The sequence below is a fragment of the Paenibacillus sp. SSG-1 genome, from assembly GCF_002224835.1.
Lineage (GTDB): Bacteria > Bacillota > Bacilli > Paenibacillales > Paenibacillaceae > Paenibacillus_AQ > Paenibacillus_AQ favisporus.
On the sequence record NZ_MBRK01000001.1, the window covers coordinates 2,726,144 to 2,741,946 of the forward strand.

A 15,803-nucleotide genomic window follows, 5' to 3' on the forward strand; every position below is an offset into this window, starting at 1 on the left:
TTGATTCAGCAAAAGGTACATCAGAAAGTAAACGATATCGAGGAAATAGAGCTGGAACTGACCCGGTTTAACGCAGGGCGGGCGCTTTCCTCGCAAGACAAGCGTCTGGAAGAAATTCGAATCGGCAGTGCCCGTCTGCTCATCGAAACTACCGGTCCGGATTCGCTCTATTACAATCGGGTGAAAGGATTCGGGATCGCGGATCTGGGGCATTTGGACCAAATCGTCAGCGAATACGAGCAAAGAAATGCCCGTCCTTGTTTTGATATGGCACCAACCCGGCTGAACGAGCAGGTTGCGCTGGCTTTGCACCGCAAAGGATTTCTGCCCATAGATCAGCTGGCATTTTTGGAGGCAGAGCCGGTGGAGGCTGCAACAGTGCATCCGGATATGACCATTGAACCGGTGGACGAAGGCAATGTCGACGTTTTGCTGGAGGCCGTCAGTGTGCTGATGGGAGGCGTTTCAGCTGATATTTTGGCGAGAAAAAAACGGTACTTTACCCTCCCTGTTTTTCGGAATTACCTCGCCTATTCGGATGGACAGCTGGCCGGGATCGGATCGATGTTTATCCATATGGGGAAAGGCTATTTGGCCAACGATTATACCTTGCCCGCGTTTAGAGGCAGGGGATGCCAAACGGCGCTGATCCGCCATCGGTTGTCGGAGGCCAAGCGGATGGGCCTGTCGACGGTGTACACGGATGTGGTGTTCGGCTCTTCAAGTCATAACCATATGCTGGTCCAAGGGTTTAGGCATGTGTATACCAATTCCTTTTGGGTCAGAGACCAGTAAAAAACACTCCCTGCGGGGAGTGTTTTTTTGCCTACTCCTTGTACTGGTTTATGCTGTCTTGCAGCAGCTGGAGCACCAAATCCCTCAGCCGGGGCGGCGATACAACCCGCACATCCGGGCCAAATCGGAGCAGCCTCCGGGCTGTAAACGGGAACTCCTCAAGCGGAACCGGGCCGCTCCACTGTCCGTCCGCAGCTGTATGCAAAATCGGGTCGTCTTTGGCAAGCCGCATGCCAAAAGGGGTAAACCGCAGCACTACCTCAGCTTTGTCCCGATCATCGGTTGACTGCATCCACTCCGCCAGGGACGGCACTTCAGGATCGATCGCACCGGTTTTTTCCACATGCTGGATCCGGTCCACGCGAAAAAGGAGCGTCTTCTCCGGGTTTCGCGCAGGCATATACCAATAGCCATTCTCAAAATAAATGCCAAAGGGGTACACGTTGTGTTCCTTATCGCCTTTGGCAGACTTATACGCGATCCGGATTTCCTGTTTGGCGATCGAAGCTTCTAAAATTTCTGTCGTCCAAGGTGCAGGCTCATGCAGCTGCATCATTCGGAAAGAAATATGGCTGCGCATCTGATCGATGTTCGTCTGTACGTCGGAAGGCAGGGACCCGTAATATTGCACGGCCAAGTGGGAACGGATCGCGTCAAAAGGGAAGTCGGGCACCTTCTCCAGCATTTCGAGCATCAGAAACAAACCGAGCGCCTCGGTTCGGGTCAGCTGCAGCGGCGGCAGAATTCGGTTCTCCAGCGCGCGGTATCCGCCATGAGCCCCTTGTTCGCTGTACAGCGGAAAACCGATTTGCTGCAGGTAATCCAGGTCGCGCTGGATGGTCCGGACCGAGACGTTAAAACGCTCGGCCAATTCGCGGGCCGTAAACTTCTTCCGTGAGTCAATGATCCGCATCATCGCTAATCTCCGCTCATTCATGATATCCTCCTAATTACGTCAATATATGTCGTAGTTACATTGTAACATATGAATAGAAGGGAGCGATAAAAACATGGAAAGCTCGAAAGTAGTGCTGTATCTCGCGGTTAGTCTGGACGGATATATTGCGCGATCGGACGGATCGGTGGACTGGCTGTTTGATGTTGAAGGCGATGGCGTAGACAACGGATATGCGAAGTTTTACGGGCGCATCGGCGCACTGATGATGGGAAGGCGTACTTACGACGAAGTGCTTAAGCTGTCGGAACAATTTCCGTACAAGGGGAAACCTTGCTATGTGGTGACCCGATCGGAGCAGCCTTCTTCCCCCGATGTGATGTTTACGGCCGAGGATTTGGCTTCTCTGGTCCCGAAGGTCAAAGCAGAGGCAAAAGGGGACGTATGGCTGGTTGGAGGCGGGCAGTTGACCAAGGCTTTCCTGGAAAAAGGACTGTTGGATCGAATTGAGATGACGGTCATTCCTAAAATTCTCGGCGAGGGCATCCCGCTGTTTCCGGAAGGAACGGATTTCACCCGGCTGAAGCTGGTCACAGCCGAACCGATGGGGCAGATGGTATCTCTGGCGTACGAAGTGTTGAAAAGATGATAGCTGACATAAACTAACCAGCTGCCGGCTTGGTTGGATGTCTCTGCCTATCGGGCAAGCTGCAGTATAGGAGAAGCTGTGGTAATGAATTGAGTTAAATGACTAACTCCTCTAGATGACCGCTACAGAAAAAAACGCCCCCAGGCCAAACGATTAGCCGGGGGCGTAACACTACACAATACACGAAGACGCTTGGTTATACGCCAGCGATCTTGAATTACGATTTAAATTCGGCATTCACCGGATCCGTTATTAGCTTCTTTGCGGAAGACGCAGCAAACCAAGTTTTCTTCCATTGGCCTTTCGCCGCCAAAACTACCAGTACACTGGCTATGGCCACACCGCTCAGAATCAGAAACCCGGGCGTGTACGACCCGGTAGACTCGTACAATCCGCCGAGCACAAGCGGCAGCAGATAACCGCCGAACCCGCCGGCAGCGCCGACGATGCCTGTAACGATGCCGATCTCATCACGAAAACGCTGGGGCACAAGCTGGAAGACCGAGCCGTTGCCGGCACCCAGGCACATCATACCGGCAAAAAGAAGGATGGAAATCACGTACAGCGGCGGCAGCGAGGAGACACAGGCGAGCATGATGGCTGCCCCGGTATACAGGATGAGCAGCATGCGGACGCCTCCGATCCGATCGGACAAATACCCGCCCACCGGACGGAAGAGGCTGCCGGCGATGACGCAAATGGTCGTAAAATCGGCGGCATGCACAGCGGAAAGATTATATTGCGTATGAAAAAAGATCGTCAGGTAATTGGTCAGACCGACAAAGCCGCCGAACGTCACGCAGTACAGCCAGCAAAATAGCCAGGTATCCTTTTGCTTTAACACTGAGCCGTACTCGGACAATTTTTTGGGGGCAGGCTGGTTGGGGCTGTCTTTGGCAAAAATGCTGAAGAATATAAACACGATGACGATCGGGATCAAGGCGATGCCGAATACGGCTTCCCATCCGCCAAAATGCTGTGCCAGCCGGTTCGCGAACAGCGTGCTCAGCACTGTGCCGCTGTTCCCGGCTCCGGCGATGCCCATCGCCAGGCCTTGATACTGCGGCGGGTACCAGCGGCTGGCGAGCGGAAGCGCAGCCGAGAACGAAGCCCCGGCAATGCCGAGCAGCAGGGCGATGACGTGCAGCTCGCCGAGCGAGTCCACGAACCGCCAGCCCCAGATCAGCGGCACCATCGTCAGCAGCATTCCGAGCTGTCCGGTGCGCTTCGGCCCGATATAATCGGTCAGGAAACCGAGGACCAGCCTTAATACCGAACCACCCAGCACCGGCAGCGCGACCAGGTTCGCTTTTTGGGACGCGGTCATCGGATAGTCCTCCATCATAATGACGCTCAGTGGTCCGAGGAGCACCCAAATCATAAAGCTGATGTCAAAATAGAAAAATGCGCTGAATAAAGACGGTTTATGCCCACTTTTCCAAAACGTCGTTCCTTCTTTCATCTCCATCTCCTCCATATCTTTTATCGCATACAAAACAAAAAGCCGCAGATTGCCCATAAGCGGACAACCAGCGGCCTCATTGCCATGGGAAGTATTCTTCCCGGATGAAAGATCACGTCTTTGTGATTTCGAAATGAATTATAGTGCAATGTAAAATGCGTGTCAATAAACTATACATAAATTTTGTTATTGGACATGATTCATTGTGTTATTGGTGAATATTAGAATGTCGTGTAATATATGTTGACATTAACTTGGTTTTCGATTATGCTCAGTTCAAATCCATTATCCGGTACAACGGTGTACCTGTTGACTAACTGGCAATGACGCCCGTTCTCTTGATCTCCAAGGGACGGGTTTTTTCATTTTTAGGCCTGGCCTACACAGTTTTTTAGCGGAGGTGACTGCAATGGGGAAGCCCAGGCTTGTCGTGGTCGGCAACGGGATGGCAGGAATGAGATGCGTGGAGCATATATGCGATTTTGCGCCCGACCGGTATGAGATCACCGTGTTCGGAAATGAGCCCCATCCCAATTACAACCGGATCATGCTGTCGAAAGTGCTCCAAGGCGGAACAAATGTAGATGATATAACGATCCATGATTGGGATTGGTATACAGAACGGGGGATATCCCTGTATACCGGAGAAACTGTACTTCGCGCCGATCCCGACCTGCAGCTGATTTACACGGAATCCGGGCGTGTGGAGCCTTATGACCGGCTGATTATTGCGACCGGCTCCTCGGCCTTTATGCCCAAAATTCCAGGCATTCATAAGCCGGGAGTGACGGCTTTCCGGAATATCGCGGATTGTGAGCGGATGATGGAAGCTTCCCGAACGTATAAGCATGCAGCCGTAATCGGCGGAGGACTGCTCGGATTGGAAGCGGCAAGGGGACTGCTAAACCTCGGCATGGAGGTCGATGTCATTCATAACGCTTCGTATCTGATGAACCGGCAGCTGGATGCCTCCGCAGCGGAGATGCTGAAGCGGGAGCTGACCATGCAGGGGATGCGCTTTTTGGTTGAAAAACGTACGGAGCGTATTCTCGGCAGAAAGCGTGCGGAAGGCCTTCAGTTCTCTGACGGCAGCCGGCTTGGGGCTGACTTGATCGTTCTGGCAGTGGGCATCCGTCCGAACATTTCCGTAGCGGAAGCCAGCGGCATTCGCACAAACCGGGCGATTGTCGTGGATGATTATATGCAGACGAGTGCCGACCATATATATGCTGTCGGGGAATGCGCGGAGCACCGCGGCATTGTCTACGGCCTGGTAGCCCCGTTATATGAGCAGGCCCGCGTACTCGCCATGCATTTATGCGGGCGGCACACGGAGCCCTATCCAGGCTCAGTACCTTATGCACAGCTTAAGGTGTCCGGCGTGGAGGTGTTTTCCGCCGGGCTGATCCAGGGTGGAGATTGCGAAACGGCGCTGCAGCACTACGACGGCGTGAAAGGGACCTATAAGAAGGTGACGATGAAAAACGGCAGGATTGCCGGAGCTGTGCTCTTTGGCGACACCTCGGAAGGGGCGGAGCTGTTGGGCTATTTAAAGCGGCGGGCGCCGGTGTCCGCCTTGAAGGCGCAGCCTGCCGGGGGGAATTCTTCATTGGCCAAAACGGCCGAAGCTATGGGGGATCAAGATACGGTTTGCAATTGCAACAGTGTCACAAAAGCTGCCATTATGGAAGCCGCCGGTCTGGATGGGGCACAAACCGTGGACCAGATCCGGGAGCGGACCAAGGCGTCCGGTTCCTGCGGAGGCTGCAAGCCGATGGTGGCCGCGATCCTAGAGCTGGCGAAGTCCTCGGGAGGGAAGAAGCCGGCTCCGGCCGCTGCTCCGGTGCCGATCTGCGGCTGCACGGACATGGACCGTGCAGCGGTCCGGGCCGCGCTGTACCCGGGCAGCGATGCAAGCGTCCAAGCAGCCATGCTGCGTCTGGGCTGGAAGCGCCCGGAAGGCTGCCCAGTATGCCGATCGGCCGCCGCTTATTATCTCGGCATCCATCGATCGGCCGGCGGCGGAGGGCCTATGATCCGCGTGTCGGCAAGCCCGGTCGTCTCACCAGGAATTCCGCATACGGAGGCCGGGCGGATCGCACTCGAACTGGAGAGAAGAAGCATGGGGTGGTTCATGCCGGCACGGATACGCATCGCGGTGTCTGCGGGTCCGCGCGACCCGGCGGGTGTCCTTGTACATGATCTCGGTATCGGTGCATCCCCGGCCGGATGGGAATTGTACGCCGGCGGACATATGGAGCATCCGGTCAAGCCGGGTCAACTGATTGGTGTCCTGCCCGATGCCGGGGACATCATCGACATGGCTCTCGGCTGCCTTGCGCTGTATCGGGATTCCGCCTATTATCGGGAGCCTGTGTGGGAGTGGTTGGAACGGTACGGGCTTCAGCGTTTACGGGAAAAGCTGCTCGATCCCGATGAGCGCGAATCGCTGCTCGAAACGATGGACATGGCTCGATCGGTGGGGATCAATACACACCTTGATACTCAATCCGAAGAAAGGACGGTGGGCATATGACGCTGACGATGAATACGCAGTGCCCTTTTTGCAGCGTGCAGTGCAAAATGACCGTAGAGATTACACCCGGGGAGGCCAGGCAGCGATCGGGATTTCAGGCGACGGGAGTCCCCAATGCCGCATCCGAGGGGCGGCTGTGCGTGAAAGGGATGAACGCACACCAGCATGCTTCAAGCCGGGATCGCCTCCTGTATCCGCTGGTGCGGAAAAACGGAGAATTGGTCCGCGCCTCTTGGGAAGAGGCATTGGACATCGTCGCAGCGCGGTTCTCGGCCATTCAGGAGGCGTACGGCCGCGATGCTGTCGGTGTATATGGCGGCGGTTCATTGACGAATGAAACGGCGTATGCGCTCGGCAAATTTGCAAGAGTGGCCCTCCGCAGCCGGTATATCGACTATAATGGGAGATTTTGCATGTCGGCTGCGGCATCGGCCGGGGTGAAGACGTTCGGGATCGACCGGGGGCTGACCAATCAGCTGTCGGAAATCCCGCTGGCCGAATGCATTATTCTCGCCGGCACGAACATCGCGGAGTGCCAGCCGACCCTCATGCCTTATTTTATCCGGGCGAAAGAGAATGGGGCATTCATCATCGTCATTGATCCCCGGGCAACCGCGACGGCGGAGCTGGCGGATCTTCATCTCCAAGTGAAGCCGGGAACCGACAGCGCTTTGGTGAGCGGTATGCTGAAGGTTATCTTGGACGAAAATTTGATCGACTCGGCATTTATTCAGAGCCGCACAAAGGATTTTGACCAGCTCAAGGCTGATTTGCTCCGAATCGATTTGGAAGGGATTGCCGAGTTAACAGGTGTAAGCGTTGAGCAGATAAGAACCGCTGCTGTGACTTACGCCAAGGCTGGCACCGGCATGGTGTTTACTGCGCGCGGCGTGGAGCAGCATGCCGATGGCCATATGGCGGTCCGGAATTTTCTGAATATGGTTCTGGCCACCGGTAAAATCGGCAGGGAAGGCTGCGGCTACGGTGCCGTTACGGGTCAGGGGAATGGACAGGGCGGCAGAGAGCATGGACAGAAAGCGGATCAGCTGCCCGGCTACCGTTCGATTGAAAATGAAAACGACCGCGCGTTCGTGGCAAAGGTTTGGGGAATTCCGCCCGAAGAGCTCCCTGGAAAAGGGGTATCCGCCTATGAAATGATGGAGCTCGTACACCAGGAACAGATCAAAGCGTTATTCGTCATGGGCTCGAATCCGGTTGTTTCCAATCCCCATGCTTCGCTGGTGGAGGAGGGCATCCGGAAGCTCGATTTTCTGGTCGTCGCCGATATGTTTCTGTCCGAAACGGCAAAATACGCGGACGTTGTCCTGCCGGTCACTTCCTATATGGAAAACGAAGGGACACTGACGAATCTGGAAGGCCGCGTGCTGCTGAGGGAAGCAGCCAGACCGGCGCCGGTCGAGACGCGCCATGATTGGCAGATCTTGTGCTCGGTTGCGGAAAAGCTCGGCAGAGGGGCTTATTTTCCGTTTAAGGATGCAGAAGAAATTTTTAATGAGCTGAGGAAAGCCAGTCAGGGCGGGATTGCCGACTACTTCGGGATTACTTACGAACGCCTGCGGCGGGAAGAAGGCATTTACTGGCCGTGCCCGTCAACCGACCACCCGGGGACAGGGCGGCTGTTCGAGCACTCCTTCGCTCACGCAGACGGACTTGCCCGGTTTCAGACGGTACCTGTTGCTTCACAGGGCGAGGAAACGAACGGCGAATATCCGCTCATCATGACCAACGGCAGGGTGCTTCCACATTATTTGACGGGCGTTCAAACCCGGCGCAGTCCGGTGCTCGCCGCAAAGTTCGTGGAGAGCTTCATGGAGATTCACCCGCTGACCGCGCGTAAGCACCGGATTGAAGACGGAGCGCTCGTACGCGTCAGTTCCAAACGGGGGACGGTTACCGTACGCAGCCGGTATTCTGACAAAATTCGTGAGGATACCGTATTTATTCCGATGCATTGGGGAGACGCCCAGAACGTGAATTTGGCCACCAATCCAGAGCTTGATCCATACTGCAAAATGCCTGATTTTAAAGTCAGCGCCGTCCGGGTTCGGCCTCTTGCCGAAGAATGGTCAGAAGATGAAGGGGAGATTATTTAGAAAAAATATACGCATATCTGAGTTCGACATTAGGTTTATCAACAAATTGGTCTGCTCCAAATCGCTGTGGATTGGCCCTTATTCCCGCCAATGACTCATGCTACAATAGCCGTGTCATGGAATTTACGATGCATGAAAGGGGAGAGGGCACATGAATATTTTGATCGCAGGCGCTTCCGGAGCGGTTGGCCGTTTGCTGGTGCCGCGGCTGGTCCAGGCCGGCCATACGGTGACAGGTACGACTCATCGGCCGGAAAACATACAAGTCATTGAATCATTGGGAGCTAAAGCCCTCGTCGCGGATGCATTTGACCGGGATGCTACTTTTGCAGCAGTCCGCGAAGCAAGGCCGGAAGTCGTCATCCACCAGCTGACATCCCTCGGCAGCCGGGTTTTCGCGGAAAACTCCCGCATTCGGGTGGAAGGAACCCGTCATTTGGTCGATGCCGCCCGTGAAGCCGGCGTGAAACGAATCATTGTCCAGAGCATTGCGTGGGCTTATCAGCCGGGGAATGGTCCGGCGACAGAAAATGTACCTCTGGATGTCGAATCTGCGGATCCTTCCCGTAAACGCAGCGTGGATGCCGTCGCTGCACTTGAGGAGACCGCAGCGGAAATTCCGGAGCATGTCATTCTTCGCTACGGGTTGTTTTATGGTCCCGGAACATGGTATACGAGCGGCGGGTATATGGCCGAAGAGGTGCGTGAGGGACGAATGTCTGCCAATGAAGGAGTTTCCTCATTCGTACATGTGGAGGACGCCGCCCATGCCGCATGCCAAGCGCTGGATTGGCCGTCCGGTGCTTATAATATTGTAGATGACGAGCCGGCTCGGGGCACCGATTGGCTCCCGATTTTTGCAGAGTCGGTCGGTGTTTCCCTGCGGCACACAGCTGCAGGTGAGGGGCAGCCTTGGGAACGTGGTGCGGCAAATGCCAAAGCCCGCGGACTGGGATGGAAACCGCTGTACCCCTCGTGGCGTACCGGTTTCGGAGGGAATCATTAAAGCTGACGAAATAAACGAATGCACCGCTTGAGAGACATCGGACAGCCCTGGGCTGTTCTAATGCTCTACAAGGGGTGCTTTTTTTTGTTGGGGAAACCAGCGGTATTTGTGCTTGACTCTCACCTATACGTGAGAGTTTAGTATGGGTATGGGAGGTGCTTAAGTTGATGTATAAAATTGGACAGTTGGCCAAGGAGGCCGGTATCTCCATCCGCACGCTGCGCTATTACGATGAAATGGGTATCCTGACCCCCTCTTTCGTATCTGATGCCGGATATCGGTACTACAACGAAGACGACATCATGAAGCTGCATCACATTACGACTTTGAAGCAGCTTGGGTTTACACTGGGACAAATCCGAAACGTCTTAGAGACGGAAGCCGGGGAGTCTCACGCTGAAAAATGGACGCACGCAATTCGGGTGCAGCTTGATTTGCTCCAGGATGAAAAGCATCGCCTCGAGCTGCTCGAGCGCCGGCTGCTGACGACGCTGCGCACGATCGAGCTGCGTGGTGACGTACCCGTGGAAGAACTGGTCCTGTTCATCCAGATGCTCCATTCAAGAGAAGCCGACTCGGCGGCAAAATCCGTCCAGCGGAACAACAGGGTTCGGCAGTTTGCTCCCGACGAGCTCCCGATTATCGAGAAGCTGCCGAAGATGGATGAGGATGATCCGCGGTCGGATGAATGGATCGGCCTGCTGCGGGACATTCATCGCCACCTCGAGGAGCCGCCGGATTCACCCGCATCCAGACAGTTGGCACAGCGGCTGCTGACCATTGGCGAAGGGTGGTTTGATGGCAGGGAAGACGTGCTAGAGAAGTATTGGGAGTGGATTCGTCCCGAAGACGGTGAAAGCGAGAAGGTCCTCGGACTGGATGAAGATACGGTAAACTACATCGACCACATCGTCGACGAGTATTTGCGGCACGAGCAAGAACAGCAAACGGATAAGACGAAAGGAAGGGATCGAAATGAATGAGCAAGCAAAAACCGCGACCCCAGCGAAACCCGTGAAACCGCGCAAACCGTTAAGCAAAAACCAGGCGTGGGCTTATGTGGCGATCGGAGGATTCCTCGAAATCGTCTGGGCTTCAGGCTTCAAATATGTGGAGATTCCCTCCATTATCGTGCTGATTGCCCTGCTGACGAGCTTTGAGCTGGTCATCCGTGCAGCGAAGGTTCTGCCGGTCGGGACAACCTACGCCGTTTTTGCCGGAATCGGCACGATCGGAACCGTCGTTGTGGAAGCTGTGTATTCCGGTGGTATTGGCCTGCTGAAAGTCGGCATTATTTTGCTCTTATTGCTGTTTATCATCGGTTTAAAACTTACCAGCGGGGAGGAACACAGCTAATGGCTTGGGTGCTGCTTATTGCTGCCGGATTGCTTGAAATCGTCGGCGTGATCGGAATCAAAAGGGTATCGGAACAAAATAACTGGACTAATAACCTCATTCTTATTGGCGGTTTCATTGCAAGCTTTTCATTGCTGGTCAGAGCGATCGAGTCGATCCCTCTGTCGACGGCTTATGCGGTCTGGACCGGGATCGGTTCGGTTGGGGCGGCCGTTGTGGGCATGATGTTTTTCAAGGAATCGAAAACGCCGGTTCGCCTGTTTTGCATCATGGGCGTCATCGGCTGTGTCATCGGGCTTCGGCTTGTTGAGTAAACCGCACCCTATCTGAATAAGGCAACGATGCAAAACCCCGCTATACGGGGTTTTTTGTGCTGAAATCCGATGTACCGTAAGGGTTGTGCCAAACCGATGTACAAGAAAAAACGGTTTAATACCGGAATTGATCATCGAATGTTCAGGTTTTACATACATATTTCATGAACATGGAACGTTTTTAACAAAACCGGTTTAATGTAGGACTTGTACTTGAGACAAATTCCAAGCCAAGACATGAAGGAGAGGATCAGGCGAACGTGGTTACGATTGCTGATGTAGCAAAAGCTGCGGGGGTTTCGAAAGGTACGGTATCCAGCGTGTTCAGCAAGAAACGTCCCATCAGCAAAGAGGTCACGCAGCGTGTGCTTAAGGCGGCGGAGGAATTGAACTACAGGCCGAATTACTGGGCAAGAAGCCTCGTAAACCGGAAAACCAACATTATCGGGCTGAACATGCGCAGCGAGAAAATGCCGCTGGACGCGTTTCAGCACGACCTGCTCGACGGCATGATGGAGGTTTGTTATGAACATGGCTACCGGATATTGATCAACATTTTGCAGCCTTCCCTGCTGAAGCAGGTGGAGCTTATCGCTTCAGATCCGGTGGACGGAGAAATTTTGCTCGACCCGATTCATGACGATCCCCGAATTGAAGACCGGCTGAAGCGACACGTCCCCATCGTTGTGGTGGGACGTCCATCAGGTGAGCGTGCCGGACAGGTATGCTCCGTCGATAACGACAATATCGCGGCGGCCGCCAAAGCGGTCAGGCTTCTTCTATCGCAAGGGCACCGGCGGATTTTGTTTCTCAACTCGGCGAAGGACCGGACCGTCGCGGAGGATCGGGAGCTAGGTTATTATTTGGCCCACCGCGAAGCCGGTGTGGATCCGGTGGCAGGACTAATCTTGAACAAGCCGGATGACGATGGAACCTCGATCCGCTTCGGTTACGAGACGACCCTGCAGATGCTTCGCGAACACGCTGGCATTTCCGCCGTCCTGGCGGACAACGAATCGATGGCTATGGGCATTTATCAAGCGGCGGAAGAGCTTGGACTTGTCATTCCCGGAGATCTTTCGGTTATCGCTTTCAGCGGCGGCGAGCATTTCCCGCCTGCAATGCATCCGCCGTTAACCGGGATGAGGCTGGATGCAAGAACAATCGGCATGGAAGCCGCCCGCCTGCTGATCGAGCAGGTGACTGCCGGCGCAGCCGGGGTTAAGCGGATACTCCTTCCGTCCGAACTGGTGGAGCGCGGTTCCTGCGCATACACCCATTAAACCGTTAACACAGTGCTATTTATAAGAAAAACGTCTATCGACGTACTTTCAAAGAAGACAGACCGCGTCCAGTGGAAGTTTTTCTTGCGATTATAGAATCGTTCAGCTCCGCTGAAAATTTATCATTCTATAATCTAAAAAAAATCATAGTTGGAGGTGTTTTGAATGAAAAGAAAGTCAGGCATTTTGATGGCAACCCTGCTGGCAGGTTCACTCCTGGTCTCGGCATGCAGCAGCAGTGGAAGCGAGACGGGTAAGGCGGCGGAAGGGGGAACGGATTCCAGCAAGCAGCCGGAAATGAAGCTTCGCATTCTCTCCGCTAATGTCGGCGGGAAAACCCCGGATGAGATGAAACAGTTCGAGGCTGAGATTAAGCGGTTAACCGGCATTGACGTGACGATCGAAAAGCCGGCGAGCGACTACGATCAGAAAGTGCTGACCGTGCTGGGTTCGGGTGAGAAATACGATCTGATCGAGCTCAGCGACCTGGGCAAGCTGGATCAATTTGTCGGGCAGGGTGCGGTGACAGATCTAAGCGATTTTGTTAAGGGGTCGAGCACGCTCTCTGATCCGAAGGTGATTCCCGCCGCTGAATGGGATCAGCTGAAAGACAAGGATGGCAAAATCCATGCCGTCTTCACGAAATTCCAGGGCGGCACGATGCCGATCATCCGTAAGGACTGGCTGGATAAGCTGCATCTGCAGGAGCCGAAAACGCTGAACGAATATTATCAGGTGTTAAAAGCTTTTAAAGAAAAGGATCCGGATGGCAACGGCAAAAACGATACCTACGGCTTGAGCACGTCCGGCTTATATGACATTCAGGGGTTCATGAGTGCGGCCGGTTTGAAGTACCGCTACGTGATGAAGGACGGCAAGCGGACGATCCCGTATGCTTCCGACGAAGCGATTCCGATGTATGAATGGTTTGCCAAGCTGGTCAAGGAAGGCATCATGGATCCAAACTTCGTAACGAACGATACAGGCAAAATGCGCAACCTGTTCCTCACCGACCGGGTCGGCATGGTGACGTACTGGGATGCCTGGGTTGGCATGTTCAACAACCTGCGTAAAGAGCAGGATCCGAATACAACGTTCCAGGCGGAAGCGATCGCCAGTGCCGCCGGTCCGGACGGCAACATCCTGATGCGCCGGGGCGACCCCGACTTCTGGATCGTGCCGCAAAATGCGCCGCATGTGGAAGCGGCAGAGAAATTCCTGGAGTTCTGGAACTCCAAGGACGGCATTACCCTCGGCAGCCTTGGTATTAAAGACGTCGATTATACCGAGAGCGGCGGCCAATATACGCTGACGGCAGAGGGCAAGGAGCACAACATGGACCATGGCGTGCCGTTCTGGTACAACGAAAACGTCAAGTCCCCGTTTGACAAACTGCCGGGCGTCGAGGCCGCCCAAGAACTGGTCAAACAGCATGCGACGCTGGAACTAGCCCTTCCGGGCTGGCCGGACGCGGAAAAAATCGTGCAAAACTACGCGCTGAAGGCCATGTCCGGAGAAATGCCCGCCGCCGATGCCGTCAAGAAAATGCGGGAGGAATTGAAGAGCGCGAATTTGATCGACGAATAGCTCCCGCGGTTTGATTTTACCCGATAGGATGTGAAGTTAGACAAGATGAGAGCGATTCGTAAATACGGCGTACTCTATGCCATGATGCTTCCCGTCGTCATTTACTTTATCATTTACGGTTATTACCCGCTCGCGCGGGGACTGCAGATCAGTTTTCAGGATTACAAGCTGATGGGCGAACGCCCCTATATCGGATTTGCGAATTATGCGGCCGTGTGGCATGATCCGTTTTTCTGGAAAGCGCTGGGCAATACGGTGGTGATCGGGGGAGGCATTCTGGTCTTCGGATTTGTCGCCCCCCTGGTCATCGCTTTATCCCTGAATGAAGTCATGACGGCATGGTTTAAAAAAACGGCGCAGATGCTGCTCTACATCCCGCATTTGCTGTCCTGGGTCGTGATCGGGGGAATGTGGATCTTCCTCCTTTCACCCGACACAGGGATCGTCAATTTGGTGCTGCACAAGGTGGCCGGTATCGAACCTATCCATTTTCTGGCCGAGTCCACCTGGGCGAGATGGGTCATGATCCTGGTCTCCACATGGAAGGACATGGGCTACAGCTGTATCCTGTTTCTTGCCGCGATCGTTTCGATCAATCCGTCCTTGTACGAAGCAGCCCGCATGGACGGGGCCACCAGATGGCAGCTTGTGCGGTTCGTGACACTTCCCCAACTGAAAGGAACGATGAAAGTCATTATCCTCCTGAATACGCTCGGGGTGCTGAGGATCTTCGACCAGGTCTTTGTCCTCCGCAATCCGTCGACCTCTTCCCAGGTCGATGTGCTGATGATGTACACGTTTCAGAAGGGCATTATGGAAATGCAGGTCGGTGTGGGTGCGGCCGCGAGCTTTTTCGTTCTGGTCTTTACGCTGATCTTGACGCTTGCCGTGCGGACACTAACCCGATTTGACGAGGTGGAATAGATGATGAGACACGCGAATTACGGTTTGAACGCCAAGCGGATGACGGTGTTCGATTGGCTCAACGCCTTGTTCATTATCTGCCTGATGCTGACGATGATCATTCCCTTCCTGAACGTCATATCGCTCTCGCTGTCCTCCGGGGTTGCGTCTATGAGGCCGGATATCATCCTGTTTCCCAAAGAATTCAGCCTGGAGGGATATCGCACGATCTGGAACAGTCTGGATTTGTGGCGACCTTTCATGAACAGCACGATCGTAACGGTCTTCGGAACACTGCTGCATGTGCTGCTGTCGTCGCTGGCGGGCTATGTGCTGATCCATCCCCGGGTACCGGGAAAACGGCTGATGATCACCTTCATCCTGATTACGATGATGATTCCACAGGAGGCGGTGCTGATCCCCTTGTACGTGGTCAACAAGGACTTCCACCTGATCAACACGCTGACGGTGCTGGTGCTTTCTGGACTCGTCTCGGGGTTTTCGATCCTGCTGATGCGGAACTTCTTCATGAGCATCCCCTACGAAATTTCGGAATCCGCCAAAATCGACGGTGCGGGCGACTTCTGGATCTTCGCGGCCATTTATATGAGGCTGGCGACCGCCGGATTGGCTACGGTGACGCTGTTTGAGTTCGTGGGACGCTGGAACATGTTCACGGCGCCGCTGATCTTTATTAATGACAGCTCGAAATATACGCTGCAGGTAGCTCTGAAAGCCATGATTATCGATTCCAGCACGTCTTCCAGCAACTACCTCATCACCACGAATGTGAAAATGGCCGGAATCATGATTGCCATTCTGCCGCTGATCGTCATCTATCCGTTTGTGCAGCGGTTCTTTATGAAAGGGATCATGCTGGGTGCCACGAAAGAATAATGGGAT

At 54.3% G+C, this 15,803-nt stretch carries 14 protein-coding genes; 12 read left to right on the plus strand and 2 right to left on the minus strand.

Going from position 1 to position 15,803, the window contains the following annotated elements:
* Entirely contained in the window at positions 1–795 is a 795-nt protein-coding gene (locus BCV73_RS12590) for a GNAT family N-acetyltransferase (RefSeq protein ID WP_089547358.1), read from the plus strand.
* 31 nt (positions 796–826) lie between these two features.
* On the opposite strand, the gene BCV73_RS12595 is transcribed toward BCV73_RS12590, so the two are convergent.
* A complete protein-coding gene (locus tag BCV73_RS12595) occupies positions 827–1,732 on the minus strand; it encodes a helix-turn-helix transcriptional regulator (RefSeq protein WP_089547359.1) in 906 nt (301 codons plus the stop codon).
* Positions 1,733–1,805: 73 nt separating this feature from the next.
* Here BCV73_RS12595 and BCV73_RS12600 point away from each other — a divergent pair, with 73 nt between their 5' ends.
* Positions 1,806–2,339, plus strand: a complete 534-nt coding sequence (locus tag BCV73_RS12600) for a dihydrofolate reductase family protein (RefSeq protein ID WP_089547360.1) — start codon at positions 1,806–1,808, stop codon at positions 2,337–2,339.
* 217 nt (positions 2,340–2,556) lie between these two features.
* Here the strand turns inward: BCV73_RS12600 and BCV73_RS12605 are convergent, their stop codons facing one another.
* Positions 2,557–3,801: a nitrate/nitrite transporter gene (locus BCV73_RS12605; RefSeq protein ID WP_089550225.1), complete on the minus strand. Its 1,245-nt coding sequence runs from the start codon at positions 3,799–3,801 to the stop codon at positions 2,557–2,559.
* Positions 3,802–4,210: 409 nt separating this feature from the next.
* On the opposite strand from BCV73_RS12605, the gene nirB reads away from it, so the two are divergent.
* From nirB to BCV73_RS12655, 10 genes are all read left to right on the plus strand, one after another.
* The gene (gene nirB, locus BCV73_RS12610; RefSeq protein ID WP_089547361.1) at positions 4,211–6,337 is read left to right on the plus strand and encodes a nitrite reductase large subunit NirB; all 2,127 of its coding nucleotides are present in this window, start codon (positions 4,211–4,213) and stop codon (positions 6,335–6,337) included.
* Positions 6,334–8,451, plus strand: coding sequence for an assimilatory nitrate reductase catalytic subunit NasC (gene nasC / locus BCV73_RS12615; RefSeq protein ID WP_256992831.1), 2,118 nt, complete (start codon positions 6,334–6,336; stop codon positions 8,449–8,451). The genes nirB and nasC overlap by 4 nt, the downstream gene beginning before the upstream one ends.
* A 151-nt stretch (positions 8,452–8,602) precedes the next feature.
* Positions 8,603–9,457 (plus strand): NAD-dependent epimerase/dehydratase family protein, encoded by an 855-nt coding sequence (locus BCV73_RS12620; protein ID WP_089547362.1) that lies wholly within the window; start codon positions 8,603–8,605, stop codon positions 9,455–9,457.
* A 167-nt stretch (positions 9,458–9,624) separates the two neighbouring features.
* A complete protein-coding gene (locus BCV73_RS12625) occupies positions 9,625–10,440 on the plus strand; it encodes a MerR family transcriptional regulator (RefSeq protein WP_089547363.1) in 816 nt (271 codons plus the stop codon).
* On the plus strand, positions 10,433–10,813 hold the full coding sequence (locus tag BCV73_RS12630) for a DMT family transporter (protein WP_089547364.1): 381 nt from the start codon (positions 10,433–10,435) through the stop codon (positions 10,811–10,813). Before BCV73_RS12625 ends, BCV73_RS12630 begins: the two co-directional genes overlap by 8 nt.
* A complete protein-coding gene (locus BCV73_RS12635; protein ID WP_089547365.1) occupies positions 10,813–11,127 on the plus strand; it encodes a DMT family transporter in 315 nt (104 codons plus the stop codon). The genes BCV73_RS12630 and BCV73_RS12635 overlap by 1 nt, the downstream gene beginning before the upstream one ends.
* A 260-nt stretch (positions 11,128–11,387) precedes the next feature.
* On the plus strand, positions 11,388–12,410 hold the full coding sequence (locus BCV73_RS12640) for a LacI family DNA-binding transcriptional regulator (protein ID WP_089547366.1): 1,023 nt from the start codon (positions 11,388–11,390) through the stop codon (positions 12,408–12,410).
* Positions 12,411–12,575: 165 nt separating this feature from the next.
* Entirely contained in the window at positions 12,576–13,997 is a 1,422-nt protein-coding gene (locus BCV73_RS12645; RefSeq protein ID WP_089547367.1) for an extracellular solute-binding protein, read from the plus strand.
* A gap of 45 nt (positions 13,998–14,042) precedes the next feature.
* Positions 14,043–14,921 (plus strand): ABC transporter permease subunit, encoded by an 879-nt coding sequence (locus BCV73_RS12650; RefSeq protein ID WP_089547368.1) that lies wholly within the window; start codon positions 14,043–14,045, stop codon positions 14,919–14,921.
* Positions 14,922–14,924: 3 nt separating this feature from the next.
* Entirely contained in the window at positions 14,925–15,797 is an 873-nt protein-coding gene (locus BCV73_RS12655; protein ID WP_256992832.1) for a carbohydrate ABC transporter permease, read from the plus strand.
* Positions 15,798–15,803 lie beyond the last annotated feature (6 nt).

What these genes read in the sequence shown, in the direction of transcription:
- BCV73_RS12655 (WP_256992832.1), top strand. Translation starts at nt 14,925, where the DNA reads ATGAGACACGCGAATTACGGTTTGAACGCCAAGCGGATGACGGTGTTC.
- BCV73_RS12625 (WP_089547363.1), top strand. Translation starts at nt 9,625, where the DNA reads ATGTATAAAATTGGACAGTTGGCCAAGGAGGCCGGTATCTCCATCCGC.
- BCV73_RS12645 (WP_089547367.1), top strand. Translation starts at nt 12,576, where the DNA reads ATGAAAAGAAAGTCAGGCATTTTGATGGCAACCCTGCTGGCAGGTTCA.
- BCV73_RS12650 (WP_089547368.1), top strand. Translation starts at nt 14,043, where the DNA reads ATGAGAGCGATTCGTAAATACGGCGTACTCTATGCCATGATGCTTCCC.
- BCV73_RS12620 (WP_089547362.1), top strand. Translation starts at nt 8,603, where the DNA reads ATGAATATTTTGATCGCAGGCGCTTCCGGAGCGGTTGGCCGTTTGCTG.
- BCV73_RS12635 (WP_089547365.1), top strand. Translation starts at nt 10,813, where the DNA reads ATGGCTTGGGTGCTGCTTATTGCTGCCGGATTGCTTGAAATCGTCGGC.
- BCV73_RS12595 (WP_089547359.1), bottom strand. Translation starts at nt 1,732, where the DNA reads ATGAATGAGCGGAGATTAGCGATGATGCGGATCATTGACTCACGGAAG.
- BCV73_RS12605 (WP_089550225.1), bottom strand. Translation starts at nt 3,801, where the DNA reads ATGAAAGAAGGAACGACGTTTTGGAAAAGTGGGCATAAACCGTCTTTA.
- BCV73_RS12630 (WP_089547364.1), top strand. Translation starts at nt 10,433, where the DNA reads ATGAATGAGCAAGCAAAAACCGCGACCCCAGCGAAACCCGTGAAACCG.
- nirB (WP_089547361.1), top strand. Translation starts at nt 4,211, where the DNA reads ATGGGGAAGCCCAGGCTTGTCGTGGTCGGCAACGGGATGGCAGGAATG.
- BCV73_RS12600 (WP_089547360.1), top strand. Translation starts at nt 1,806, where the DNA reads ATGGAAAGCTCGAAAGTAGTGCTGTATCTCGCGGTTAGTCTGGACGGA.
- nasC (WP_256992831.1), top strand. Translation starts at nt 6,334, where the DNA reads ATGACGCTGACGATGAATACGCAGTGCCCTTTTTGCAGCGTGCAGTGC.